This window comes from Pareuzebyella sediminis (genome assembly GCF_008367235.1).
Taxonomy (GTDB): Bacteria; Bacteroidota; Bacteroidia; order Flavobacteriales; family Flavobacteriaceae; genus Pareuzebyella; species Pareuzebyella sediminis.
Window position 1 is genome coordinate 279,357 of sequence record NZ_VTZS01000002.1, and the last position, 23,053, is coordinate 302,409.

Consider the following 23,053-nt stretch of genomic DNA (forward strand, 5'->3'; position numbering starts at 1 on the left):
GCCAGACTTTGACGCAAAGCGAATACTGATGCACCATATCAGAGTCTCAGTAAAGGTCGGAGAAAAGTATAGGTAAAGTGTACGTTGTTCCTACGAAGAAATATTGAAATACAGCACAATAAGAATACTGGTCCTAATAGAGAACATGATCGTAATTTGGGGGTAAAGATTTTCTGATTTTCACGAAGCCACCTTGCGCGTCAAAGAGAATGTCGTACTGGCCATAATTTTTGGCTTTCTTGCCCGATATTATTAGCTTATAGAGGAGACTCGGAAGAAGAAGATTTTGAAAAGCATTTTTTAAGGTCGTCTCTATATCATTTTTGTCTGCGGAATAGTATTGTTGAATTTTGCGTATACGGTATTTTCTAAAACTCAAGGATAGGTATTCAATTATTTTGGAGAAGGAATCATTAGGGATGTCGACTGACCTTATTTCAATTTCAACACCTTCTAAATTATTCTTATTATCGAATGCGACACTATATTTTAATCGATCTTTCTTAAAATGTATTTCATACCTTGAGTTGGTACCATCAATCTCCCTATAATATCGTATTCGACGCGCATTTTCAAGCCTATCATCGAGATGGGTCAAGGCCTTTTCAGGAAACTGTGATTTTTTGATACGGTATTCCCGTTCGTAATGGTTTTGAGCGTGACCAAAAAGGACGGCAAATAAAGACAGGATTATAGTGGAAATTAATGGTGGTCTCATAGATCGGATGGGTAGCTTGTTATTTCAACGTAGATTGCTACACTTCATTGTATCTAAAGCAATTGATTTCATGATCGTTCACCATTCCTGTGGCCTGCATATGGGCATATACTACTGTAGAACCGACAAACTTGAATCCCCTTTTCTTCAAATCTTTACTAATAAGATCAGAAAGAGGGGTATTGGCCGGTGCATTTCGGTAATTCTTATGGCTATTTTTAATCGGCTTATGGTTTACAAACCCCCAAATATACCTGCTGAAACTTCCGAACTCGTCTTGTACCTTCATGAAGGCTTGGGCATTGGTCACAGTAGCTTTGACTTTTAGCTTGTTTCTGATAATACCTTCGTTCTGTAATAGCTCTTCTAGCTTTTCTTGGCTATAGTCTGCTATTTTTTGGTAGTCGAATCCGTCAAAGGCTTTTCTGAAATTTTCTCTTTTTCGAAGAATGGTAATCCAGCTGAGTCCGGCCTGAAAAGTTTCTAGTACCAAAAATTCGAACAGCGTGTCGTCATCTTTTACTGGAACTCCCCATTCGAAATCGTGATATGCTTCATAGAGTTCATCGCCTTCGCACCAACCACAACGATATTTTTTCATGGGTTATTTTTCAATAAAGATAGGCGATTTAGTAAAGTTAGGATATCTGGTATTTTTTTAACCACTATTTTATAAATTCCTATCGGAATGGGTTTCACCGGTTTTGCCCAATGGTATACTGGAGCTGCCATAAATTATAGGTGAATCATAAATCGATAAGGCACAGCTCCCAAAAGGAAACTGTGCCAAGAAAATCAACTAAATCAAGTTTTAAATCATTTGGCCAACGAATCGAGCCTCTTTTTTTCCGGCATTATGAGTTCACCTTTGACCAAGGCCTTTTCGAGATTGGCCTCTACTGTAGGATAGAACCTAAAAAAGTTAATACCGTCCTCTCGCTTTAAGGTTACCTTGGTCGTCCCGTCTTTTTTTGTAGCTACTGCCTCGACTATCAAGCTCTCGTTAAACAAGGCCTTGAAATTTGCCGTAGCTCCGCGCTTCATAATTATATTCCTTCTTGGAAAGTCGACATGTTGATAGTGCTGCCCTTCTGGTGAACCCAACACGATACGGTCACCTTTTGCGACCAAATCTTCAGAATTTTGGGCATTTGATAGTCCCGTGAATAAAAGTAGAGTTGTTATTATTGTCAATTTTTTCATGGTAAAAATGTTTATTAGATAATATAATCTGTCTTTTTTGCGAATATATCAAATTGCTTAAAAATGATTGTATGACGTCTGTTAAATATTAGTTAAACTATCACATATTAATAGTATTACTATTAGATTTGAGAGTAATATTATTAATATGTGAAATAATGGACTCTCTATTACAATCGATTACAATTAATATAAATGACAATATTTATTTGAAAGATCCAGAATCGTCGGATTTAGGGAAGCGTATCATTCAAGAAAGTATATTAATGATTGACAAGATGGGCTTTGAGCGATTCACCTTCAAAAAACTAGCTATCCAAATTAGTTCCACAGAAAGCTCGGTCTACCGTTATTTTGAAAGTAAGCACAAATTATTACTGTATTTGACTTCATGGTATTGGGGTTGGTTAGAGTATCGCCTGGTTTTTGCCACCCACAGTATGGAGGATATAAAACAGAAACTGACCAAAGCCATTGAAATGGTAACCAGGGCAACAGCTGAGGATTCCAATTTTTCACATATCAATGAAGTACTGTTGAATAAAATCGTAATCAATGAATTTTCCAAATCTTATTTGACCCAAGAGGTCGATATGGAGAACAAGAATGGGTACTTTGCAATCTATAAAAGATTGGTGAGCCGACTGGGTAAAATGATTCAAGATTTCGAACCCGCGTACGCTTATCCTTTTAGCTTGGCCAGTACGATTTTAGAAGGGTCGATGCATCAGCACTTTTTAAAAGAGCATTTTCCTTCTTTGACCGACTGCAACGATAAAACGACTCCGACACAATTTTTGACTGACCTAGTATTGAATACACTTAACCGGAATACAACACATGACTGAAAAAATAATGAGTTCTTGGCAACGCTTGTTGGGCTTGCTAAAACTAGACCGAAAAGATGTTTTTCAAATTTTTTACTATGCCGTATTTGCAGGGTTGGTCAACTTATCACTGCCATTGGGCATACAGGCCATTATAAATCTTATACAAGGCGCTCAGGTATCCACTTCATGGATTGTTCTTGTGGTTTTGGTAACCTTAGGAGTGGCTTTCGTTGGAGCTCTTCAACTGATGCAAATCAGAATTATTGAGAACATGCAACAGAAAATATTTACACGTTCTTCCTTTGAGTTTTCATATCGGTTTCCGAAAATCAAAATGGGAGAGCTGCGAAACTATTATCCACCCGAACTTGCCAATCGATTTTTTGACACATTGACTGTTCAAAAATCGCTATCAAAAATTTTGATAGATTTTCCGGCAGCTTTTCTACAAATAATATTTGGGCTTTTACTGTTGTCGTTCTATCATCCATTTTTTATCATTTATGGTCTTTTACTGTTGTTGCTCATCTATATAGTTTTCAAGTTTACGGCACAAAGAGGATTGGATACCAGTCTAGAGGAATCAAAATATAAGTATAGGGTGGCGCACTGGTTACAGGAAGTGGCGAGATGCATTGTTAGCTTCAAACTATCTGGGAAAACCTCACACGCGGTTGATAAGAACGATATATTGGTAGTTGATTATCTAAAGGCGCGCGAAGGACATTTCAGGGTACTGGTGTTGCAGTTCATACAAATGATCGGTTTCAAGGTACTGGTTACCGCTGGGTTATTACTAATCGGAGGGCTTTTGGTTTTAAACCAACAAATGAATATAGGCCAGTTTGTGGCGGCTGAAATTATCATTTTATTGGTTATTACATCGGTCGAAAAAATGATTTTGGGCCTGGAGACCTTCTACGACTTATTGACCTCTTTGGAAAAATTGGGACAAGTGGTCGACAAAGAGCTTGAATCCCAAGAAGGAGAGAAGCCTTTTAAGAAAGATGAAATTTTCACGGTAGAAATAGCCGAAGTTTCATATGAGATGGTGCGTGAAGAGAGCAAAATTATCGATAATGTTTCATTGACCATTTCACCAGGTTCGAGCATTTTGATACACGGCCCCATAGGTGCGGGAAAATCGACCTTATTGAAACTTATTACGGGGATTTTAGAACCTACAACGGGAAATATATTCATAAATAAAGTTCCTTTGAAAAATCTGAACCTTAATTATTACCGATCTTTTCTAGGGCAATCGTTGAGCGAAGAATCGCCCTTTGAGGGCAGTATTCTGAATAATATTACCCTTGGGGATACAACCATTGGTGTCGAACAGGTATACTGGGCCCTCGAAAAGACAAAACTCATTGACTTTGTCAAACGACAACCTAAAGGATTGAAGACCATGTTATATCCGGAAGGAAAAAATATACCCTTTACGGTGGCCAAAAAGATAGTGCTGGCCAGAAGTATTGTGAGAAAGCCGAAACTATTGGTCTTAAAAGACCCCTTGGATCAATTGCATCAAGATGAAATGGATGAAATTATGCGGTTTTTGTCCGATAGTTCGAATGGCTGGGCACTAGTCATTGTCAGTGAAAACCTAAAGTGGATGTCGTATTGCAAAAGAATAATTGCAATGGAAAAAGGCAGGATAATCAACGAAAAAATGAACGGCGATGCTTAACATATCTCCAAATAAATTAAGCCAAAAAGTCGATTTGAGCCATTTCAATTCCTCCAAAATAGTTTTTGGCAAGAAGCATTTTAAGCAATTCAACCGTTTTCTTTTGGCCTTTGCCATATCGTGTTTTTTGATTTTGTTCCTGCCCTGGACACAAACCGTGTCAGGCGTAGGATATCTGACGACACTGACACCTGGGCAGAGACCACAAACGGTTCAGTCGCCCATTCCGGGAAGAATATCGGAATGGTATGTGCGTGAAGGCGATTATGTGGAAAAAGGAGATACTATTCTCCATATCTCAGAAATAAAGAATGAATACTTTGATCCTGACTTGGTTTCACGTACCGGAAAACAGTTGAAGGCCAAAGAGATGTCGGTAGCCTCTTATAAAGAAAAGATTACGGCACTAGAAAGCCAAATCAATGCTCTAGATAATGAAAGGTCTTTAAAACTTGAGCAAGCGAGTAATAAATTGTTGCAATCCAAGTTGAAAGTAAAGAGTGATAGTATTGATTTTGAGGCAGCAAAAACCAATTTGGGGATTGCCCAAAAACAATATGAGCGAACCTTGCAACTCCAAACAGAAGGGCTGAAGGCCATCACCGATGTTGAAGCCAAACGCCTCAAATTGCAGGAGACCCAAGCTAAACTCATTTCTCAAGAAAACAAACTTTTGGCGAGCAAGAACGAAGTGGTCAATGCAGCCGTAGAAATCAATCGTGTGAAGGCTGAATACATAGATAAGATTTCGAAGGCCCGCAGCGATAGGTTTACGGCGCAATCAAATCAATTTGATTCCGAAGCGCAAGTGACCAAGCTGGAAAACGAGTATACCAACTACTCCATAAGAAATGACTTCTACTACGTGAGGGCCCCACAAAGTGGCTACATCAACAAAGCTATTAAGACCGGTTTAGGGGAAACCTTTAAGGAGGGAGAAGCTTTGGTAGGTATTATGCCTGCTGATTACGAAATGGCTGTGGAGACCTTTGTTTCGCCCATAGATATGCCCTTGTTGCATATTGGAGACCGCATTCGTATTCAGTTCGATGGTTGGCCGGCGATTGTCTTTAGCGGTTGGCCGAATGTTTCCTACGGGACCTACGGGGGTAAAGTAGTTGCTATTGATACCTTTATAAGCCCTAATGGAAAATACCGGGTTTTGGTCGCTCCCGATGAAAACGATTATAGTTGGCCCGAGGCTCTTAGGGTAGGTTCAGGGGCATCTACACTTGCCTTATTAAATGACGTGCCGATTTGGTTCGAGTTGTGGCGTCAGCTCAATGGATTCCCGCCTAATTACTATCAACCTCAAAATGCAACGGCCAAGGCCGAAACGAAATGAGTATGCGAAAATATCATTTCATTTTCATACTGTTGTTCAGTATAACGGTACACGCCCAGCAAGATTCCTTGGTGTTGGACTTCAAGGAATTCTTGGGGTATGTTAAAAAGTATCACCCGATTGCAAAACAGGCCCAATTGGCCATTCCTATAGGGCAGGCCAACCTTCTGAAAGCAAGAGGTGCCTTCGACCCAAAGCTAGAAGTAGATTATCAAAACAAAAAATTTAAGGGAACGGAGTATTACGACCGGCTCAACACTACGTTCAAAATACCGACATATTTTGGCATTGCTATCAAAGGGAACTATCAGCAGAATCAAGGGCAATATTTAAATACTGATGAGACCCTCCCAGACAATGGTCTCTATAGTGCAGGGATAGCGATGTCACTCGGACAGGGTTTTTGGGCCAATGAGCGCATGGCTACCCTAAAAAGGGCGAAACTTTTCAGGGAACAATCAAAGGTAGATCAAGACTTATTGGTCAACCAAGTACTTTATGAGGCTTCTATTGCTTATTTCGATTGGCTAAAAGCCTATAACCAAAGCCTTGTTTTTAGGGAATTCAGGGAGAATGCCTATATAAGGTTTTTGGGGGTCAAACAACGCGCCTCACTAGGTGATATTGCCGCTATTGACACCCTGGAGGCCCAAATTGCCGTACAGAATCGAATGCTGGGGTTACAGGAAGCCGAGTTGGAGCTGCAGAAAAAAACGCTTGAATTGTCAAATTTTCTTTGGATAGAGAACTTTCCCGTGGAATTACGGCAAGATGTGCTGCCCAATATGAATTTAGGTGAAGAAGTGGATGTTGCCTTGGAAATATTAGGAAAGCCGCTCAGCGAGTTTTCCATTGAAAACCATCCTAAGCTGCGCTCGATGAATTATAAAGTAGAAGGCTTGGTCATCGAGAAACGCTTAAAAGCGAACAAACTGCTTCCGAAATTAGATGTAGAATACAACCTGTTGACCGAAACCCCCGAATTGATTAATTCGCTGAATCCCGACTATTATAAAGGCATGGTGAGCTTCAGTTTTCCATTATTCCTTAGGAAAGAAAGGGGCGATTTGAAACTCGCTAAATTTAAGCTACAAGATGCGGAATTTGAGCGTGACAACGCTCAAGTCGAAATAAAAAACAAAATACTGGCGGTTTATCGTGAGCTTGATGCCTACTTCGAACAAAGTGAACTGGTCGGAGAGGTGGTTGATAATTATACCACGCTTTTAAATGCCGAAGAACGTAAATTCAGTTTCGGTGAAAGTTCACTTTTTCTTATCAACACAAGGGAGAGTAAACTGATTGAGGCCCAATTAAAGCAGACCGAACTACAAAATAAATACTTTACGGCGAAGGCAAAACTGTTCAAAAGTTTGGCCATTAACCCCGACTTACCTTAGTTATAATCAATGTTAGTTTTAAACTTGTTTTACGACGAATTTCTTTCATGGAAAATTAAAACAAATGACCCCGATTAAAATAAAGCACCTGACTAGAAAGAAAAGTCTAGTTGAAAGGGCCATTGAAGATGGCATATCCTATGTCGAATTCCGAAAGCTTGTAGGGAAACTCGTAAATTTAAATTCAAATACAGGTCTTGAAAAGAATGAGGCATTGGCCAATTATACCATGCTTAATGAAAAGCGAATGGCCCGATGGGACAAAACATTTAAGGTTCCAGAGTCGGTTCAGCAACAGTTGCTTCACTACGATAGGGAGATAACGTGGTTGGTCATTACGGAAAGTTGGTGTGGCGACGCCTCTCCGAGTTTGCCAATTATGAACAAATTAGCCGAATTGGCCCCGGGCCTAACATTGAAGATTGTACAGAGGGATGAACATCCTGAACTAATGGATGCATTTTTGACCCAGGGTACGAGGTCGATTCCTAAATTGATAATGATAGATTCTAAAAACCTCCAAGTGCTGGGCGAGTGGGGTCCTAGGCCTGCACCCGCTACCAAGATGGTGCAAGATTATAAAAACGAAAACGGAAAACTGACTGCGGCATTTCGCGAATCCTTACAAGTTTGGTACAATAAAGACAAAGGACAACGTATTGTGAAAGAACTCATCGAGTTGATCACCGACTAAAACAATTGCATATTTACCGTGCCTTGCCTTGAAAAATATAGGTTATCGTACCCTTTTGAGTCGCTTTCGAAGAAGAGCTGAATTTGGCTTTTAGGGCATAAGCGATGGCATTGTCTACCAAACAACCGTTGGAAGTATCCGAACTTTTAGCATTAAAATCAGCATCGATTACGCTTCCGGCAGAATTCACCTCGATATTGACGACTACCTTACCTCCTTCGATACAGGTATAGATAGGTGGGGGAAGCCGGTAACTGTTACGGTCGACTAAGGAAAAAGATACCGAAGTACGCCTTTTTGCAAGATTATTTGTGAACTCTTGTTTTTGGGCCTCTTTTTCACCCAATTTTTGTTTGGCTTCTTCGCGTTTTCTTTTTAATTCTTTTACACGTTCTGCATATTCCGAATCGGATAGACCATCAGGTGTATCGCTTAGCGCTGAAGATTCATGCTCGGCCATGATTTCTTCCAAGGTCTTCAAAGGCTCTGGGTTACCATAACTTGGTTTGGCCGTTTCGTTATAAGCCATATGGCTTTTTATGGGATCGGATGCTGCCAGTTGTTCTTCAAGCTCTTCCTTCTCTTCCAAAAGTTCTTCGATATCTTCCTCGAGGACCATTTCGACCACATATTCGTCATCATTGTCAGCACCACCCAAGTGAATATTGTATAGGCTCAATATCACGATAGCCATCGAGAAGACGGTAATTAATAATGATAGTTGTTGTCTGTTCAGGTTCATCTTAGTGCTATAACCCTAATTTTGGAAAAATATTTTAATTTTTCGGCAAACGGAAACTTTTGGATCCTATTCTTAATTATTAATGGATTTTCCGAGCAAATGCTCTTCAAAACTGACGGGCCCAAGAGCATTATCTACGTGATAACTCCCTATTTTGGTTCTTCGAAGCTGAGATAAATGGGCTCCACTCTTTAATAATACCCCCAAATCGTGTGCCAAAGATCTAATGTAGGTCCCTTTACTGCAAACTATCCTGAATTCGATTACAGGAAGTGCGATGCGGGTAACGTCAAAGCTAGATACAGTCACGGTTCTTGTTTTTACATCAACAGTTCTTCCCTCGCGGGCATATTCATACAGACGTTTTCCATCTTTTTTAAGGGCGGAAAAAATGGGGGGGCGCTGTTCTATTTTTCCAACCAGCTTTGAAGTTGCTTCTAGCACAAGCGCTTTGGTAATATGCGCAGTAGGGAAGATTTGGTCGATTTTAGTCTCCAGATCGTACGAGGGTGTGGTACCTCCCACCGTTATGGTTCCGATATACTCTTTCTCTTGACCTTGAAGTTCGTTGATCTTTTTGGTGAATTTTCCTGTACAAACGATTAAAAGTCCAGAAGCAAGAGGGTCTAGGGTGCCTGCATGTCCTATTTTTATTTTCTTTACATCGAATTTCTTCCGAATCACCCATTTCAGTTTGTTTACTGCTTGAAATGAAGACCAGCCTAAAGGTTTATCGATGAGCAAAAGCTGTCCGCTAAGAAAATCTTCCTTGGTACGAATATCCATAAAACGAGCTATTTCATGAGAATTGTTAGGGTTTGGGCCTTTTTAGACCCAAAAGCCATAGGCAATGGCAATAAGACCTACAATGAGGCAGTAGATTGCAAAATAGGAAAGTTTGCTTTGTTTGACAAGTCGAATCATCCATGTACATGCCGCCAGTCCTGAAACAAAGGCTGCGGTAAATCCGACAATCATGGCCATGTTATTCTCGGAATGTGCATTGAGCTCCCCTGAAAGCAGGTTTTTTCCGATTTTTCCGAGGATCAACGGTACGACCATCAAAAAAGAGAATCGGGCCGCTTTGTTCTTATCGACCCCAAGGAGTACCGATGTCGAAATAGTCGCTCCACTTCTCGATATACCGGGAAGCATGGCAATAGCTTGTGAAACACCTATTACAAAGGCATTGTTATAGCTTACTATTTTTTCAGTGTCTTTCGCTCTATCCGCAAAATACAGTAGTACCGCGGTTATGAGAAGCATCAGGCCAATGAATTGAACATTTCCCCCAAAAAAGGCCTCTAATTGTTGCTCAAAGAAAAGACCGATCAACGCGGCAGGTAGCATCGAGATGACGATTTTTAGCGAAAATTGGGTTTCTTCGTTCCATTTGAACTGAAAAAGACCCTTTAAAATTTCCCATACGTCTTTACGAAAGACTACAAGGGTACTTAAGGCGGTGGCAAAATGTAAAACAATCGTGAACAGTAGACTTTCTCCAGCAACCAATTGATCTCCCAAAATAGCCTTTCCCAATTCTAAGTGCCCACTTGATGAAACGGGTAAGAATTCGGTCAGTCCTTGTATTATCCCTAAAATAATGGCGTCGAGTGTGTCCAAATTATTTTTTCTTACTGCCCAGGTTTAACAAAATGGCATAGATTTCTATACCGAGACCTAGAAGTACGAGAGTAGGGGCTAAGCGTATTCTTCTGAAACTGTAGATGTCTTCGTTAAAAACGGTAGGGTCGTTACTTCCGCCCCCTGCCATAAGAAGGAAGCCTAGAGCAATACAAGCGATTCCCAAAAACATGAAGACATAGTTCTTCTTTTGGAAAATGAACTCTTTTTTTAGTGTTTGTCCGTTCTTTTTTTTCATGCCGTAAATTTAACGAAGATCTGTTGAAAATATTCTATAGTAAACAAGTTTAAACTTTTATTAACCCAATCAAGGCTTTCAAATACAAATGCTATTTTTAATATCATTTTTTGAGAAGGTGAAAAAGCACTAATTAAAGGGGCACTATTTTATCCCTTTGATTGATTAGAATGTGACCCTTGAACTCATCCCTTAAAAGAATTATCATACGTTGCACCTGTATAACAGTTGAAATTTCAAAAGTACTTAAAAGGTTTATTTTTTTGGATAAAATGTATTCCAACGCGGTGAGCAATGGATCTTGAGTTCTGGTGGTCTTTGGCGGAAAAAACAATCAATAATACAACTGATCGGTTCTCAGGTTCAAAAAGCGCTGTGTCGCAAAAAAAGTACTTACAAGCGAAATAAGGATACCCAATACAAAAATTCCCCCGAACAAAATACCCAGTACTTGAATATCGTCAAAAAGCAAAAGTTCGGGAAAGGTTTTATCAATGTAGAACATGGCTCCTCCCAAGGCCAAAATTGAGAGTAGGGCACCTAACATTCCTAATTTTACGTTCGTCCAGATGAAAGGTCTTCGAATAAAGGTTTTAGTGGCCCCCACCATCTGCATGGTCTTAATGATAAAACGTTTTGAATAGATCGACAAACGGATGGAGCTGTTGATCAATAGCACAGCAACAAAGGTGAAAACGCCACTGACCACCAATACCCAAAAACCAATTCTTTTAACATTTTCCGTGAGTAGGCCCACTAGGGGTTTGTCATAACTTACTTCTTCCACAAATGACTTTGCGGTTAGGTTTTTTGAAATTTCCTCAATTTTGTCAGGTGTTACAAAATCGGCGCGTAATTGTAGGTCGATAGAATTTTTCAAAGGATTATACCCTAAAAAGTCGAGAAAGTCCTCTCCAATCTCCTCGCTGTGCTGTTTGGCTGCCTCTTCTTTCGAAACATAGATGACCGATTTGGCATGTTCGGTCTGAAGCAGGCTCTTCTGTAGCTGGTCGACCTCAGAATCTTTGGCTTCGTCTTTCAAAAATACCGAGATGGTAATCTGCTCTTTAAAATGGTCCGCGAGCTTTTTTGTGTTTAAGACCAAAAGACCCAAGCCTCCGAGTAAAAATAGTACCAAGGCGATACTCAACACCACCGAAAAATACGATGATATCAATTTCTGTTTTTGGTACTGTTCGAAAGACTTGCCCATATTTGTGTATACGGGCGTAAATTTAGGAAAGTAAATTGAATAAACTTATTTTTGCCCGACATTGAAAAGAACCTGGGCACATGCATTACGATTTTAGGAAAATAGAGAAAAAATGGCAAAACTATTGGGCCGATAATCAAACCTTTAAAGCAATCTCTCCAGAGACCGGATTGAAAGATGAAGGGCAAAAACCAAAGTTTTACGTGCTCGATATGTTTCCTTACCCTTCGGGTGCGGGGTTGCATGTAGGGCATCCGTTGGGATATATCGCCAGTGATATCTATGCAAGGTATAAGAGACATAAAGGGTTCAATGTATTGCACCCAATGGGCTACGATTCTTTCGGTCTCCCGGCGGAACAATATGCGATTCAAACAGGACAGCATCCGGCCATAACCACTGAACAGAATATCAAAACGTATAGACGCCAGTTAGACCAAATTGGTTTTTCCTTTGACTGGAGTCGTGAAATTCGTACCTCAGATCCTTCCTATTACAAATGGACCCAATGGATTTTTATTCAATTGTTCAATTCGTGGTACAATAAGACTGCCGATAAGGCCGAGGATATTTCTGTGCTCATTTCGATTTTCGAGAACAAAGGCAATACTTCTGTAAATGCGGCTTGTGATGAAGATACACCGAGTTTTACGGAAAACGATTGGAACGGTTTTTCCAAAGTCCGAAAGCAAGAAATACTATTAAAATACCGATTGACGTATTTGGCCGATACGGAGGTAAATTGGTGTCCGGCACTAGGTACCGTACTTGCCAACGACGAAATTGTCAACGGCGTATCGGAACGTGGAGGGCATCCTGTCATCAGGAAAAAGATGACCCAATGGAGCATGCGTATAACGGCCTATGCCCAGCGGCTTCTTGACGGACTCGAAAAAATCGATTGGCCACAGCCTTTAAAGGATGCGCAAAAGAATTGGATCGGCCGGTCTAAGGGGGCAAGTGTTACCTTCAAGGTTCAAGGGGGCAGTAGTGATTCAAAAGATCAGGTGAAAGAGGATCGGGAAAATGAAATAGAGGTTTTTACCACGCGGCCCGACACGATTTTCGGTGTCAGTTTTATGACCTTGGCCCCAGAGCATGAACTGGTTCCAAAAATTACTTCGGCGGCTCAGAAAGATGAAGTCGACGCCTATATCGAGACTACCGCAAAACGTTCCGAGCGAGATCGAATGGCCGACGTAAAGACCATTTCCGGGGTATTCACCGGTGCCTATGCCGAACACCCGTTTACCAAAGCGTCCATTCCGATTTGGATCGGAGATTATGTATTGGCGGGCTATGGTACAGGCGCGGTCATGTCAGTGCCCTGTGGGGATCAACGTGACTATGATTTTGCCAAACATTTTAATATCCCTATTCCCAATATTTTTGAAGGGGTCGATATTTCCGAAGTAGCCTTTGCCGATAAGGAGCGTACCATCATCACCAATTCTGAATTTCTGAATGGTCTACGCTATAAGGAAGCTACAACAAAGGTCATTGCCGAATTGGAACGTATAGGTAGCGGCAAAGGGAAGATCAACTACCGCTTGCGCGATGCCGTTTTTAGCCGTCAACGATACTGGGGAGAACCGTTTCCAGTATATTATGATGCAGAAGGCATGCCCCAAATGATCGATGAGGCCCATTTGCCCATAAAGCTGCCCGAAGTCGAAAAGTACTTGCCTACTGAAACAGGGGAACCTCCTTTGGGCAATGCCACACATTGGGCCTGGGATAACGAGGCCCATGAAGTCGTCTCCAACGACTTGATCGATAACAAAACGGTTTTTCCGTTGGAACTAAATACGATGCCAGGTTGGGCGGGAAGCTCCCAGTATTTTAATCGTTACATGGACCCCCATAATGACGAGGCCATTTTTTCGCGGGAAGCCATCGACTATTGGCAAGATGTAGACCTTTATATCGGAGGTAGTGAGCATGCTACAGGGCACCTTTTGTACAGTCGTTTTTGGCAAAAGTTTATGTTCGACAGGGGTTGGGTGCCCAAAGACGAATATGCCAAAAAGCTGATCAATCAGGGGATGATTACGGGCACTTCGGCGATCGTTTACAGAATTAGCGGTACCGATAAATATGTAAGTTTAGGTTTGAAAGATGATTATGAGGTGGAAGAGCTTCGAATTGATGTTAATTTGATAAATAGTGCAGATGAATTGAATGTTGCTTCCCTACGAAAGTGGCAGCCTCAATTTGCCAATGCTAAATTTGTTCTGGAGGGTGGTAAATATATAGTTGGACGTGAAGTTGAAAAAATGTCCAAAAGATGGCACAATGTAGTTAACCCCGATGCCATTTGTGAAGAATACGGGGCCGATTCGCTGCGTCTGTACGAAATGTTCTTGGGGCCCTTGGAGCAGTCCAAACCATGGAATACAGCGGGTATTACGGGTGTCCACTCCTTCTTAAAGAAACTGTGGAAGCTCTATCATTCAGGTGAAGATCAGAATTTTGAGGTTTCCAATGCGGCCCCTTCGAAAGACGCGTTGAAAACGTTGCATAAGACGATCAAAAAGGTGGCCGAGGATATCGAAAACTTTAGTTTTAATACCTCAGTGTCGACCTTTATGATCTGTGTGAACGAGTTGACCTCCCAGAAATGTACAAGTAGGGCCATTTTAGAGGCTTTGGCGGTTTTGGTATCACCCTATGCGCCTCACATTGCCGAAGAACTGTGGCAAAAACTAGGGCACGGTGACTCGATTTCCACAGCGCCCTTTCCGACGTTCGAGGAGAAGTACGTGGCCGAAAGTAGCAAGGAGTACCCGATTTCTTTCAACGGTAAAACCCGTTTTACGCTTGAGCTTCCCTTAGATATGGATAAGGAAGAAATCGAAGCAGCGGTCATGGCACATGATAAGACCCAGCATCACTTGCAGGGTAGAAACCCTAAAAAAGTTATTGTGGTCCCTGGTAGGATCGTCAATATTGTAGGATAGCTTGAGGTGGTAACCTGAAAGAGGTTGATTGTTTGATATAGGCATTTAGCGATTGTTGTAGACCTTGGTGATGGACAAATGGGTATCACTTTTAATAGATAAAAGACATTTTGGCAGTGATTTTCAAATTTACTTAGGCAAATCCATTTACTTTAGCCGTGGCTAGGTTTTTGCTCTATTCTTATCGAATTGCCTTTGGCATTCCAAAATTTAAAGTAGCCTAAAGGTGATTTTGATTATATTTAAATAACTAAAAAATAGAAACGTCATGATGGGATATTATATATTGATAGGTGCGATTGCGCTGGTAAGTTGGCTAGTTAGCAGTAAACTAAAAAGCAAGTTCAAGCATTATTCAAAAGTACATTTGCGCAATGGAATGAGCGGTGCAGAAATTGCCGAGAAAATGTTGGCAGACCATGGTATTCGAGACGTAAAGGTAGTCTCTACGCCAGGAATGCTGAGCGACCACTATAATCCTAAAAATAAAACGGTCAATTTAAGTGAAGGAGTATATAATCAACGGAATGCCTCGGCAGCAGCCGTTGCCGCACACGAATGTGGTCATGCGGTACAACATGCCCAGGCTTACGAATGGTTGACCATGCGGTCAAAGCTAGTGCCTGTAGTCAGTGTTACCTCGGGTCTTTCGATGTGGGTCGTATTTGGCGGACTTATGTTGGGAGCCGCGGCTGGCGTAGGGCTTGGTTATTGGGTAGCCGTAGCTGGTCTGGTCATGATGGGCTTAGCGACCTTGTTCAGTTTTATTACCTTGCCCGTAGAATACGACGCGAGTAATAGGGCCTTGGCTTGGTTAAAGGCTAAAAATATGGTTACCCCAGAAGAATATAAGGGTTCGGAAGATGCCTTGAAATGGGCCGCTCGCACCTATTTGGTAGCGGCCATCGGCTCATTGGCAACCTTGGTATATTGGGGGCTACAAGTTTTTGGTGGTAGGGACTAAAGCTTTGTGGAATGAAAGTGAAAACCCGTTCGATTTACACGAGCGGGTTTTTTTATACTTGGTAATACGAAATTAAAAAGGCAAAGCCCTATTTTTATAGGAATGGGAGAAACAAGAAATTACGGAATGAAATACATGTTATATGCTTTTTGCCTTTGGTTAAGTATACCCCTTAATGCTCAAAATACTGCAACATTGAAAGTGGACTATGGAGTTGAAGATCCTTCCCTGCGGCAGATTATGGATTTTGAGAATATAAGTGTGCATCGCGTGGAACTCAATGGAGATAACCTCGTCGATAAAAATTATGTACTGACTTTGGAGGAATATACAAAAGGTCGCCTAAAGGGGAGCACGTTGTTATTCGATAGTTCGGAAGCGAATGCTTTTAAAATAAAGCGAAATAGCCTGTCTTTTACGGTTATTTCGAAAATCACTGAACGCAATGAGTTTAAAATCGAGCTTTATTTCAATGGTTTTCGCTCGAAGAAATCCTATTTTGATCTAAAAATTACCGATTATGCCTATGCCTTGAAGGATTTTTTGGGCGCACAACAGGAAATCGATGTTCCCCTTGATGGATTTAGCATCTTGGCCCTTATTACCCCTACGGTACATGCTGATGGTTCAACTTCCTACTGTGAGGTGGCCCAGTCGAACGTGGCTCCTGAAGCGTTAGGTGAGGAATATCAAATGCCCCAGAACTTTTTGCTAAAGATGAAAATAGAGTGATCGGATGAAGTACCTGCCTCGTTGGTGGGGGGCTAAATGGTGATCTGGCGGTCAATTTGCTGCGCCAACGAAATAAAGGTTTCGGTTCTTGAGACGCCTTCGATTTGCTGAATGTCTTTGTTGAGTACGTGCATTAAATGTTCGTTATTTTTACATAGAACCTTGATCAAGATTGACCAATTGCCTGTTGTGTAATGGCATTCGAGTACTTCCGGAATTTTTTCGAGTTGTTTCACGGCAGCAGGGTTACTCATGGCCTTGTCCAAATAGATGCCAATATAAGCCATGGTCGTGTAGCCCATGGCTTTAGGGTTGACTATGAATTTTGAACCTGCTAAAAGGCCTGAAGATTCCAGTTTTCGCAAGCGTTGGTGTATAGCCGCTCCTGAAATACCGATGTTACGGGCAATTTCGAGAATGGGTTTTCTTGCATCGGCCATTAAAAATCTGAGAATCTTTTTGTCGATACCATCAATTTTAACCTTTTCGTTATCCGATTTCATCTTTCTTGTTTCAAATTGATGGTAAAAGTACGGATTTGACTGAAATTTTACTTTAGTAACCATCCCAAAAAGGGTTCATTACGGAATAAAAGGTTCTGATGTTAGAGTTAACCAACGGTAGAATCTGGATTATACCCCAGATAGGGTACGTTGTGTTCCTGAAAGCTGATACCATATTTTTTAAGTTCGGCCAGGATAGGATCGTACACTTCTTTTCTGATTGGAATCTGTACCCCCGGCGTGACGATTTTTCCGTTCAAGATAGCCAACGTAGCCATCGCGACAGGTAGACCTACCGTCTTGGCCATGGCGGTATGCATTCTGTTTTCACCTATTACGACAGTATTGGCATCGATTTGTTTCTTTATGCCGTTTAGTTCATATCCGAATTTATGGTACATGACAATCATGTCTTTATCAGAAGGCCCTAGGGTCCAATTATCTTCCAGGATTTTTTGAAGCATTTGAGCAGGCGTAGCATTTTTTAGTGCTATTTTTTTTGTACTATCGAAAAGGTTGAGTTCCAATAACTTTTCCCACATGATGTCATCTTGGTCTATTTTAAGATAGTGGCGTAATTTTAGTTCGACTGAATCTGTAGGGGAATAGGGCAAAAAAAGATTTACGAATTCTCTATATGACATACCTTCGGAGTTCTCGATGGTATAGCTATCATCGGTCATGCCGAGCTGTACAAACATGTTCCAAGCCTTCGAAAAACCAACCCTACGCATGGTGCCACGATATAGGGTAAGCACATCTTGAAGGCCATAAGCTTCGCGATAGTTCAGTGAATCGCGGTTAGCGTACCCCTCGAATCTTCCGAAACCTTCAATGTCGAAAAATTCGGTACGCCGAAATAAACGATGATAGGGGATGTATTTATAAGTGCCTTCTTGAATAAATTTGGCCGCTCCACCTTGACCGGCAAGCACCACATTTCGGGGGTTCCAAGTAAACTTGTAGTTCCAGAGGTTGTTGTCGCATTCAGGGGCCACCAATCCGCCCGTGAAAGATTCGAACAATAACATTTTACCTCCTTCTTCTCGTATACGGTCAATAATCTGCATGGCACTCATGTGATCGATTCCCGGGTCAAGGCCTATCTCATTCATGAATACCAATCCTTTTTCTTTTACTTTTTCGTCAAGGGATTTAAGCTCTTCGCTTACGTAAGATGCGGTCACAAAGTGTTTTCGGAAATCGATACAGTCATGGGCAATTTCGATGTGGAGTTTGGCGGGAAGCATCGAGATTACGATATCGTGGGATTGTACGTGTTCCCTTCGACTTTTAATATTCAAGATATCGAGCTGTGCTACGGTACAGGCAGTATGATTTTTGACACCCTCAGGAATATGGCCGATATCAATATCGGCGATGGTCAAAAGAAGGTTTTCCGAAAGTGCTTTTTTTAAAAAATAATCGAGCAGGTATGATGTTGATTTTCCCGCTCCCACAATAAGTATCTTACGGGGCATTTAGTTTCGTACTTTTATCGAATTCAAAATCAGTGGGTATTTTGTATTTTAATACTAAGATATCGATTGTTGTATCCATAAAAAAATACGAAGTTTAAGTTATGAACAAAACAATTATGCTTGTCGGGATTATTCTTGGTGGGCTGGCCGTAGTTTTGGGCGCCTTTGGTGCTCATGGACTTAAAACCTTAGTAGGACCAGAGGCCATTGAAACCTTCGATACTGGCGTAAAATATCAAATGTATCACGCGCTTCTTTTTTTGATACTGGGAACAATGAAACAATTGCCCGAGTCACAGAAAAAGCTAGTTTTTTTCTTACTTGCTTTAGGAGTGGTTTTGTTTTCGTTCTCCATCTATTTACTGGCATTGAACGGTCTTTTCGAATATGATTTCAAGCGTATTGGCCTAATAACCCCAGTGGGAGGAACCCTAATGATTTTTGGATGGTGTGTGTTCGGATATCGGAGTTATAAGTATTATGGGTAAATAGGTGTATTGAAGTGCATTCCAAGTGCCCACGCATTCGATCTACGGCTATGGATTTCAATTAATAATTCTTAGGATGATATACTCAATGTCGGATATGGAAGTATCTTTTTAGATTATCGGGCCATGACTAAATTTTATAAAGGAAGACTGACCTACATGATGTTCGTGTAACGCAGTGAATCGCCAAACAACGGCCTATCTCCTTCGTAATTAGTATATAGACGCTTGTCTTTATTTCTTATTGACCGTGGTGATGTATTTCTGAAGTGCCATGGTCATTGAGGGTGTTTCAGGTGTAGGAGCCTTGATGTCAATACGAAGGCCAGCTTCCGTAGCCGCATTTATCGTTGAATTCCCAAAAACCGCTATTCGTGTGTCGTTCTGTTCAAAATCAGGAAAATTGTGTAATAGCGATTCTATGCCAGAAGGACTGAAAAACACCAATATATCATAATATACATCCCTCAAGTCAGAAAGGTCACTGATTACGGTCTTGTAGAAGATACCTCTCTTCCAATCGATACCTACCTCGTTGAGTATTTCGGGAATGATTTCTTTTAATGCATCGGAAGATGGCAAAAGAAATTTCTCGTTTTTATATTTTTTGAATAAGGGCACCAATTCTTGGAAATTACGTTTGCCTACATAAATTTTTCGTTTACGATAGACCACATATTTTTGCAAATAATAGGCGACTGCTTCAGATTGACAGAAGTACTTCATCGAATCGGGCACCTTAAAGCGCATCTCTTCGGCAATGCGGAAAAAATGGTCGACGGCATTTCTGCTCGTCAATATAATTGCCGTAAAGTTCTTTAGATCTATTTTTTGTTGACGTACGTCTTTTGCATTCACCCCCTCGACATGAATAAAAGGCCTGAAATCGACCTTGACCTTCTCTTTGTCGATAAGCTTCGAGTAAGGGGAGTTTTCCATTTTCGGTTCTGGCTGAGAGACCAAAATCGTTTTTACTTTCATCATATAAACCTATTGTTTAAGATAACTGCCAATGATAATGAACGGAGAGATTTCAAGAGCGCAAAGGTACAAAATAAAATAGAAAAAGTAGTTGGTAATGAATTTTTGATGATTCCTTAGCATTGTGATCCAACCAGCTACGTTAATTAGGAGAATAAGAAAAATAGCTATGAAAACAACAGGTTTTGGGTCCTTCAGTACATAGGCCAATAACATATTTGCAATAAACATGATGATGCCGCTATAATTGAGATAGGATAATTTTTTAAAGATAAGCTGACTTATAATCTTACTGGACCCAAAGATGAAACCATTGGCCAGTTGTACCGCGATTTTTAAAATCACAAAAATCGTTATACATCCCAATAGTACGGGATACATCAAAGGATAAGGGTTTACTTCGGTCGAAAAAAGGACATCTCTTGCAAAAAAAACGAAGAGTGCGAAATTAATAATTTGAAAGATGGTGAAAAAGATGTGGAACCAATTGAACAACTTTTCCTTTTTGTTGTACATGAAAATATACTTGTTGTTGAATGGAAGAATAATAAAATTCATGAACCTACCATAGAATAAACCTTTTGCAAGTACCAAAAATAGTAGGCTAAGGAGTAAGACTATAGTTATCCAATCTGAGGTCTGTGCGGTTCTAAGAATTGGCTCCATTACTTAATACTTGTAGTTTTTCCGTTGATTCCATAGCGCAATCCATTTTCTGAAATACCTATTCTGATGAAATTGGGGTCATGCATTTGAGGTTTTGGAAGCTTGAACGTAAAAGCGACCGTGTCGTTTGGCGGAAGCTTTGAGGTGTTTGGATTCACAGGTTTTGGATTAATACGCCACCTTTCCTTTTTCGATTTATTCTCCGTCATGAACGACACATTGAATCGTAGTTTGTCAAGAGGTATCGAATACTCATACGGATTATAGACCTTAAACGTATTTTCTTTTCCAATTTTCACGGATTCTGGGGATGCAATTATGGTTTTTAACTTTCTATAAGGTTCAAAATCATCAATATATTTTCCGTAATACATAGTGCTATCGCTTTTGGGCAGGATTAAATCTGCATCAGCAGCGCTTTTTGAAATATAAAGTATTTTTTTGTGGCGGACCCTTTCTTCAGACCCATCTATGGAATATTGGTTTCTTCGATAATGATCATTATTCAGCGAGAAGGTGGGCACCCCCGTGTAGAACTCGTACATCGGGGCGTTGCGATATGAATTTTCAAAAACGACAGGGGTATCACCAATCTTCAAGTGAAGATCTTTTACCCATTCCTTATTGCCGTGTGTTTCGTAGAAGATAGGAGAAATAGGCTCATATACCAAGCCTATTCTAAGGTATAGAATAATGAAGATATTGATTAGACCCATGCGAAAAATCCATTTTCTTACAGTCTCGTCCTGCATCATAAAACGAAAGGTGATAATCGCCAAAGGAATAGAAATAGCAATAATCCACTGGGTTTGTATACGGCGGTTAAAGCTTGAAATAAAAAAGAAAATAATTATTCCGTAAGTGAGATAGGTCAATGCTTTCGTAAATTGATCTGGTTTTCTTGTTTTGAGTAACGACCAATAGATCCAAGGACAGGTAAAACCAAAGATAGCTACAAGATTCACGAAGAAGCCCAAAGTATACTTCGTAAAGTTATATGGATCGTTGGGGCGTTCGAAAAGGTGATAGTTTACCGTCACAAAGTCGTTTTGATACAGCCAAATGAAATGGGGTGTGTAGCAGAGAAGTGCTACGATTACTGATAGCCAAGCATATTTGTTGGTGACTAACCTGAGGTTTGATATGAGCACAAACAGAATTACCAACACCGCATGGTATTTGCTGTACATTAGTGCGGCCATTACTAAACCTAGTAAAACGGCCCAAAGAGCTGTCGAGTGTTGTAAAAAGTGTTTGTAGACCCATAAGAAAAGAGCCGTAAAAAATAGTAAGGGCGTGTCGGGCAACGTAAAAAAACCGTAAGCATTGAACAATGCCATGGAAAACACCAGTACAAAGAAATGAACGATGTACTTCTTTTTTTGTGGATTGTCGATCGTTAGCCAAATAAAGAGAAGCGCACCAACTGAAAGGATGCAACTTACCAGCCGAACCCCAAGTTCCCCATTGAATAAAAGCGTTCCTAGTTTCACCATCAATGCGACCATTGGGGGGTGGTCGAAATATCCCCAGGCCAAATTTTGGGCGTAGTACCAATAATAGGCCTCATCAAAAATCAAGGGTGTGCAATAGGATTGTACCACGTTCACCAAGAAAACCAAGCCTAGTAGCACTAAAAATTTTCGAGGTAGTCCGGGCATAATGGTAGATGAAAACGAATCTGCAGGAAAAGTTTTATTAGAGTTTGTTTTAACAACGTTCAAAATTACAAATTCTGATATGCTAATATTTAAAAATTTCACAATAAAAGGTCTCCCATTTTCAAGCAATCATTAAAATACTATTTTTGCCCAAACCGAAACAAGTAGATGTCAGACAGTTTAGTCATCATACCTACCTACAATGAAATTGAGAATATCGAGGCCATATTGAAGGCCGTTTTTTCATTGAACAAGAATTTTCATGTGTTGGTGGTCGACGATAATTCACCGGACGGTACTTCTGAAAAGGTGACGGCCATGCAAAATGACTTTCCCAATACACTTTTTTTGGAGACGAGAACAGAAAAGTCAGGGTTGGGAACTGCTTATATTCATGGTTTTAAATGGGCCATAGCAAGAAAGTATGAGTATATTTTTGAAATGGATGCCGATTTCTCGCACAATCCCGAAGATTTGTTAAGGTTATATAGAGCATGTGCGAATGGTGCCGATGTAGTAGTGGGTTCTCGATATAAAAAGGGGGTCAATGTAGTGAATTGGCCATTGTATCGAGTTTTACTTTCGTATGGGGCATCGTTTTACGTGAAAATTATTACGGGAATGCGCATCCATGATCCTACGGCCGGTTTTGTATGTTACAGACGTCATGTGTTGGAGAATATCAATTTAGATTCCGTACGCTTTATAGGGTATGCCTTTCAGATTGAAATGAAATTCCGGGCCTACCTAAAAAATTATACCATAGAAGAGGTTTCCATTATCTTTAGGGATCGGGTAAAGGGGAAGTCAAAGATGAGTTCCTCAATCATCAATGAGGCGGTGGTAGGGGTCTTTTTGATGAAGATGAGAAGTTTGTTTCAAAAAAGTGGGTTTTAA

The 23,053-nt window shown here is 40.6% G+C and carries 23 protein-coding genes; 10 read left to right on the forward strand and 13 right to left on the reverse strand.

Features of this window, described 5'->3' with window-relative positions:
* Positions 1 to 133: 133 nt before the first annotated feature.
* The 3 genes from F2B13_RS07910 to F2B13_RS07920 form a co-directional block, all read right to left on the reverse strand.
* The gene (locus tag F2B13_RS07910) at positions 134 to 718 is read right to left on the reverse strand and encodes a hypothetical protein (protein ID WP_149303954.1); all 585 of its coding nucleotides are present in this window, start codon (positions 716 to 718) and stop codon (positions 134 to 136) included.
* A gap of 37 nt (positions 719 to 755) precedes the next feature.
* On the reverse strand, positions 756 to 1,319 hold the full coding sequence (locus F2B13_RS07915; protein WP_149274540.1) for a DNA-3-methyladenine glycosylase I: 564 nt from the start codon (positions 1,317 to 1,319) through the stop codon (positions 756 to 758).
* Positions 1,320 to 1,534: 215 nt separating this feature from the next.
* Entirely contained in the window at positions 1,535 to 1,921 is a 387-nt protein-coding gene (locus F2B13_RS07920; RefSeq protein ID WP_149274541.1) for a hypothetical protein, read from the reverse strand.
* Positions 1,922 to 2,079: 158 nt separating this feature from the next.
* Between F2B13_RS07920 and F2B13_RS07925 the strand changes: the two genes are divergently transcribed.
* From F2B13_RS07925 to F2B13_RS07945, 5 genes are all read left to right on the forward strand, one after another.
* Positions 2,080 to 2,769, forward strand: coding sequence for a TetR/AcrR family transcriptional regulator (locus F2B13_RS07925; protein WP_149274542.1), 690 nt, complete (start codon positions 2,080 to 2,082; stop codon positions 2,767 to 2,769).
* Positions 2,762 to 4,444 carry a peptidase domain-containing ABC transporter gene (locus tag F2B13_RS07930; RefSeq protein WP_149274543.1) on the forward strand — a complete coding sequence of 561 codons (1,683 nt, stop codon included), beginning with the start codon at positions 2,762 to 2,764 and terminating at the stop codon, positions 4,442 to 4,444. The genes F2B13_RS07925 and F2B13_RS07930 overlap by 8 nt, the downstream gene beginning before the upstream one ends.
* A complete protein-coding gene (locus F2B13_RS07935; protein ID WP_149274544.1) occupies positions 4,437 to 5,789 on the forward strand; it encodes an HlyD family secretion protein in 1,353 nt (450 codons plus the stop codon). Before F2B13_RS07930 ends, F2B13_RS07935 begins: the two co-directional genes overlap by 8 nt.
* Before the next feature lie 2 nt (positions 5,790 to 5,791).
* Entirely contained in the window at positions 5,792 to 7,189 is a 1,398-nt protein-coding gene (locus tag F2B13_RS07940) for a TolC family protein (RefSeq protein WP_149303955.1), read from the forward strand.
* A 64-nt stretch (positions 7,190 to 7,253) separates the two neighbouring features.
* Entirely contained in the window at positions 7,254 to 7,883 is a 630-nt protein-coding gene (locus tag F2B13_RS07945; RefSeq protein WP_149303956.1) for a thioredoxin family protein, read from the forward strand.
* A gap of 13 nt (positions 7,884 to 7,896) precedes the next feature.
* Here the strand turns inward: F2B13_RS07945 and F2B13_RS07950 are convergent, their stop codons facing one another.
* The 5 genes from F2B13_RS07950 to F2B13_RS07970 form a co-directional block, all read right to left on the reverse strand.
* The gene (locus F2B13_RS07950; protein ID WP_149274547.1) at positions 7,897 to 8,625 is read right to left on the reverse strand and encodes a hypothetical protein; all 729 of its coding nucleotides are present in this window, start codon (positions 8,623 to 8,625) and stop codon (positions 7,897 to 7,899) included.
* Between the two features lie 72 nt (positions 8,626 to 8,697).
* Entirely contained in the window at positions 8,698 to 9,411 is a 714-nt protein-coding gene (gene truB, locus F2B13_RS07955) for a tRNA pseudouridine(55) synthase TruB (RefSeq protein WP_149274548.1), read from the reverse strand.
* 42 nt (positions 9,412 to 9,453) lie between these two features.
* The gene (locus tag F2B13_RS07960) at positions 9,454 to 10,248 is read right to left on the reverse strand and encodes an undecaprenyl-diphosphate phosphatase (protein ID WP_149303957.1); all 795 of its coding nucleotides are present in this window, start codon (positions 10,246 to 10,248) and stop codon (positions 9,454 to 9,456) included.
* A 1-nt stretch (position 10,249) separates the two neighbouring features.
* Positions 10,250 to 10,507, reverse strand: a complete 258-nt coding sequence (locus F2B13_RS07965; protein ID WP_149274550.1) for a DUF3098 domain-containing protein — start codon at positions 10,505 to 10,507, stop codon at positions 10,250 to 10,252.
* A gap of 334 nt (positions 10,508 to 10,841) precedes the next feature.
* Positions 10,842 to 11,720 (reverse strand): cell division protein FtsX, encoded by an 879-nt coding sequence (locus tag F2B13_RS07970; protein WP_149274551.1) that lies wholly within the window; start codon positions 11,718 to 11,720, stop codon positions 10,842 to 10,844.
* Between the two features lie 80 nt (positions 11,721 to 11,800).
* Between F2B13_RS07970 and leuS the strand changes: the two genes are divergently transcribed.
* The 3 genes from leuS to F2B13_RS07985 all read left to right on the forward strand — a co-directional run bounded on the left by leuS (position 11,801) and on the right by F2B13_RS07985 (position 16,376).
* Positions 11,801 to 14,680, forward strand: coding sequence for a leucine--tRNA ligase (leuS, locus tag F2B13_RS07975; protein WP_149274552.1), 2,880 nt, complete (start codon positions 11,801 to 11,803; stop codon positions 14,678 to 14,680).
* Positions 14,681 to 14,948: 268 nt separating this feature from the next.
* Positions 14,949 to 15,644: a zinc metallopeptidase gene (locus F2B13_RS07980; RefSeq protein ID WP_149274553.1), complete on the forward strand. Its 696-nt coding sequence runs from the start codon at positions 14,949 to 14,951 to the stop codon at positions 15,642 to 15,644.
* Positions 15,645 to 15,770: 126 nt separating this feature from the next.
* On the forward strand, positions 15,771 to 16,376 hold the full coding sequence (locus F2B13_RS07985) for a hypothetical protein (protein ID WP_149303958.1): 606 nt from the start codon (positions 15,771 to 15,773) through the stop codon (positions 16,374 to 16,376).
* Positions 16,377 to 16,408: 32 nt separating this feature from the next.
* On the opposite strand, the gene F2B13_RS07990 is transcribed toward F2B13_RS07985, so the two are convergent.
* Together F2B13_RS07990 and F2B13_RS07995 are read right to left on the reverse strand one after the other, a co-directional pair.
* On the reverse strand, positions 16,409 to 16,879 hold the full coding sequence (locus F2B13_RS07990; RefSeq protein WP_149274555.1) for an Lrp/AsnC ligand binding domain-containing protein: 471 nt from the start codon (positions 16,877 to 16,879) through the stop codon (positions 16,409 to 16,411).
* 107 nt (positions 16,880 to 16,986) lie between these two features.
* A complete protein-coding gene (locus F2B13_RS07995) occupies positions 16,987 to 18,360 on the reverse strand; it encodes a saccharopine dehydrogenase family protein (RefSeq protein ID WP_149274556.1) in 1,374 nt (457 codons plus the stop codon).
* Positions 18,361 to 18,461: 101 nt separating this feature from the next.
* Here F2B13_RS07995 and F2B13_RS08000 point away from each other — a divergent pair, with 101 nt between their 5' ends.
* Complete coding sequence (locus F2B13_RS08000; RefSeq protein WP_149274557.1) at positions 18,462 to 18,848, forward strand: DUF423 domain-containing protein; 387 nt, start codon at positions 18,462 to 18,464, stop codon at positions 18,846 to 18,848.
* A gap of 234 nt (positions 18,849 to 19,082) precedes the next feature.
* On the opposite strand, the gene F2B13_RS08005 is transcribed toward F2B13_RS08000, so the two are convergent.
* The 3 genes from F2B13_RS08005 to F2B13_RS08015 are packed head-to-tail and all read right to left on the reverse strand — an operon-like array spanning position 19,083 to position 22,219.
* Positions 19,083 to 19,829: a uroporphyrinogen-III synthase gene (locus F2B13_RS08005; protein ID WP_149275427.1), complete on the reverse strand. Its 747-nt coding sequence runs from the start codon at positions 19,827 to 19,829 to the stop codon at positions 19,083 to 19,085.
* Positions 19,830 to 19,838: 9 nt separating this feature from the next.
* Positions 19,839 to 20,495, reverse strand: coding sequence for a DUF4271 domain-containing protein (locus F2B13_RS08010; protein ID WP_149274558.1), 657 nt, complete (start codon positions 20,493 to 20,495; stop codon positions 19,839 to 19,841).
* The gene (locus F2B13_RS08015; RefSeq protein ID WP_232622913.1) at positions 20,495 to 22,219 is read right to left on the reverse strand and encodes an ArnT family glycosyltransferase; all 1,725 of its coding nucleotides are present in this window, start codon (positions 22,217 to 22,219) and stop codon (positions 20,495 to 20,497) included. The genes F2B13_RS08010 and F2B13_RS08015 overlap by 1 nt, the downstream gene beginning before the upstream one ends.
* A 105-nt stretch (positions 22,220 to 22,324) precedes the next feature.
* On the opposite strand from F2B13_RS08015, the gene F2B13_RS08020 reads away from it, so the two are divergent.
* A complete protein-coding gene (locus F2B13_RS08020) occupies positions 22,325 to 23,053 on the forward strand; it encodes a polyprenol monophosphomannose synthase (protein ID WP_149274559.1) in 729 nt (242 codons plus the stop codon).

Excerpts from the sequence above, each read along its gene's own strand:
- F2B13_RS07910 (WP_149303954.1), bottom strand. The coding sequence starts at position 718 with ATGAGACCACCATTAATTTCCACTATAATCCTGTCTTTATTTGCCGTC.
- F2B13_RS07915 (WP_149274540.1), bottom strand. The coding sequence starts at position 1,319 with ATGAAAAAATATCGTTGTGGTTGGTGCGAAGGCGATGAACTCTATGAA.
- F2B13_RS07920 (WP_149274541.1), bottom strand. The coding sequence starts at position 1,921 with ATGAAAAAATTGACAATAATAACAACTCTACTTTTATTCACGGGACTA.
- F2B13_RS07925 (WP_149274542.1), top strand. The coding sequence starts at position 2,080 with ATGGACTCTCTATTACAATCGATTACAATTAATATAAATGACAATATT.
- F2B13_RS07930 (WP_149274543.1), top strand. The coding sequence starts at position 2,762 with ATGACTGAAAAAATAATGAGTTCTTGGCAACGCTTGTTGGGCTTGCTA.
- F2B13_RS07935 (WP_149274544.1), top strand. The coding sequence starts at position 4,437 with ATGCTTAACATATCTCCAAATAAATTAAGCCAAAAAGTCGATTTGAGC.
- F2B13_RS07940 (WP_149303955.1), top strand. The coding sequence starts at position 5,792 with ATGCGAAAATATCATTTCATTTTCATACTGTTGTTCAGTATAACGGTA.
- F2B13_RS07945 (WP_149303956.1), top strand. The coding sequence starts at position 7,254 with ATGACCCCGATTAAAATAAAGCACCTGACTAGAAAGAAAAGTCTAGTT.
- F2B13_RS07950 (WP_149274547.1), bottom strand. The coding sequence starts at position 8,625 with ATGAACCTGAACAGACAACAACTATCATTATTAATTACCGTCTTCTCG.
- truB (WP_149274548.1), bottom strand. The coding sequence starts at position 9,411 with ATGGATATTCGTACCAAGGAAGATTTTCTTAGCGGACAGCTTTTGCTC.
- F2B13_RS07965 (WP_149274550.1), bottom strand. The coding sequence starts at position 10,507 with ATGAAAAAAAAGAACGGACAAACACTAAAAAAAGAGTTCATTTTCCAA.
- F2B13_RS07970 (WP_149274551.1), bottom strand. The coding sequence starts at position 11,720 with ATGGGCAAGTCTTTCGAACAGTACCAAAAACAGAAATTGATATCATCG.
- leuS (WP_149274552.1), top strand. The coding sequence starts at position 11,801 with ATGCATTACGATTTTAGGAAAATAGAGAAAAAATGGCAAAACTATTGG.
- F2B13_RS07980 (WP_149274553.1), top strand. The coding sequence starts at position 14,949 with ATGATGGGATATTATATATTGATAGGTGCGATTGCGCTGGTAAGTTGG.
- F2B13_RS07985 (WP_149303958.1), top strand. The coding sequence starts at position 15,771 with ATGAAATACATGTTATATGCTTTTTGCCTTTGGTTAAGTATACCCCTT.
- F2B13_RS07990 (WP_149274555.1), bottom strand. The coding sequence starts at position 16,879 with ATGAAATCGGATAACGAAAAGGTTAAAATTGATGGTATCGACAAAAAG.
- F2B13_RS07995 (WP_149274556.1), bottom strand. The coding sequence starts at position 18,360 with ATGCCCCGTAAGATACTTATTGTGGGAGCGGGAAAATCAACATCATAC.
- F2B13_RS08000 (WP_149274557.1), top strand. The coding sequence starts at position 18,462 with ATGAACAAAACAATTATGCTTGTCGGGATTATTCTTGGTGGGCTGGCC.
- F2B13_RS08005 (WP_149275427.1), bottom strand. The coding sequence starts at position 19,829 with ATGAAAGTAAAAACGATTTTGGTCTCTCAGCCAGAACCGAAAATGGAA.
- F2B13_RS08010 (WP_149274558.1), bottom strand. The coding sequence starts at position 20,495 with ATGGAGCCAATTCTTAGAACCGCACAGACCTCAGATTGGATAACTATA.
- F2B13_RS08020 (WP_149274559.1), top strand. The coding sequence starts at position 22,325 with ATGTCAGACAGTTTAGTCATCATACCTACCTACAATGAAATTGAGAAT.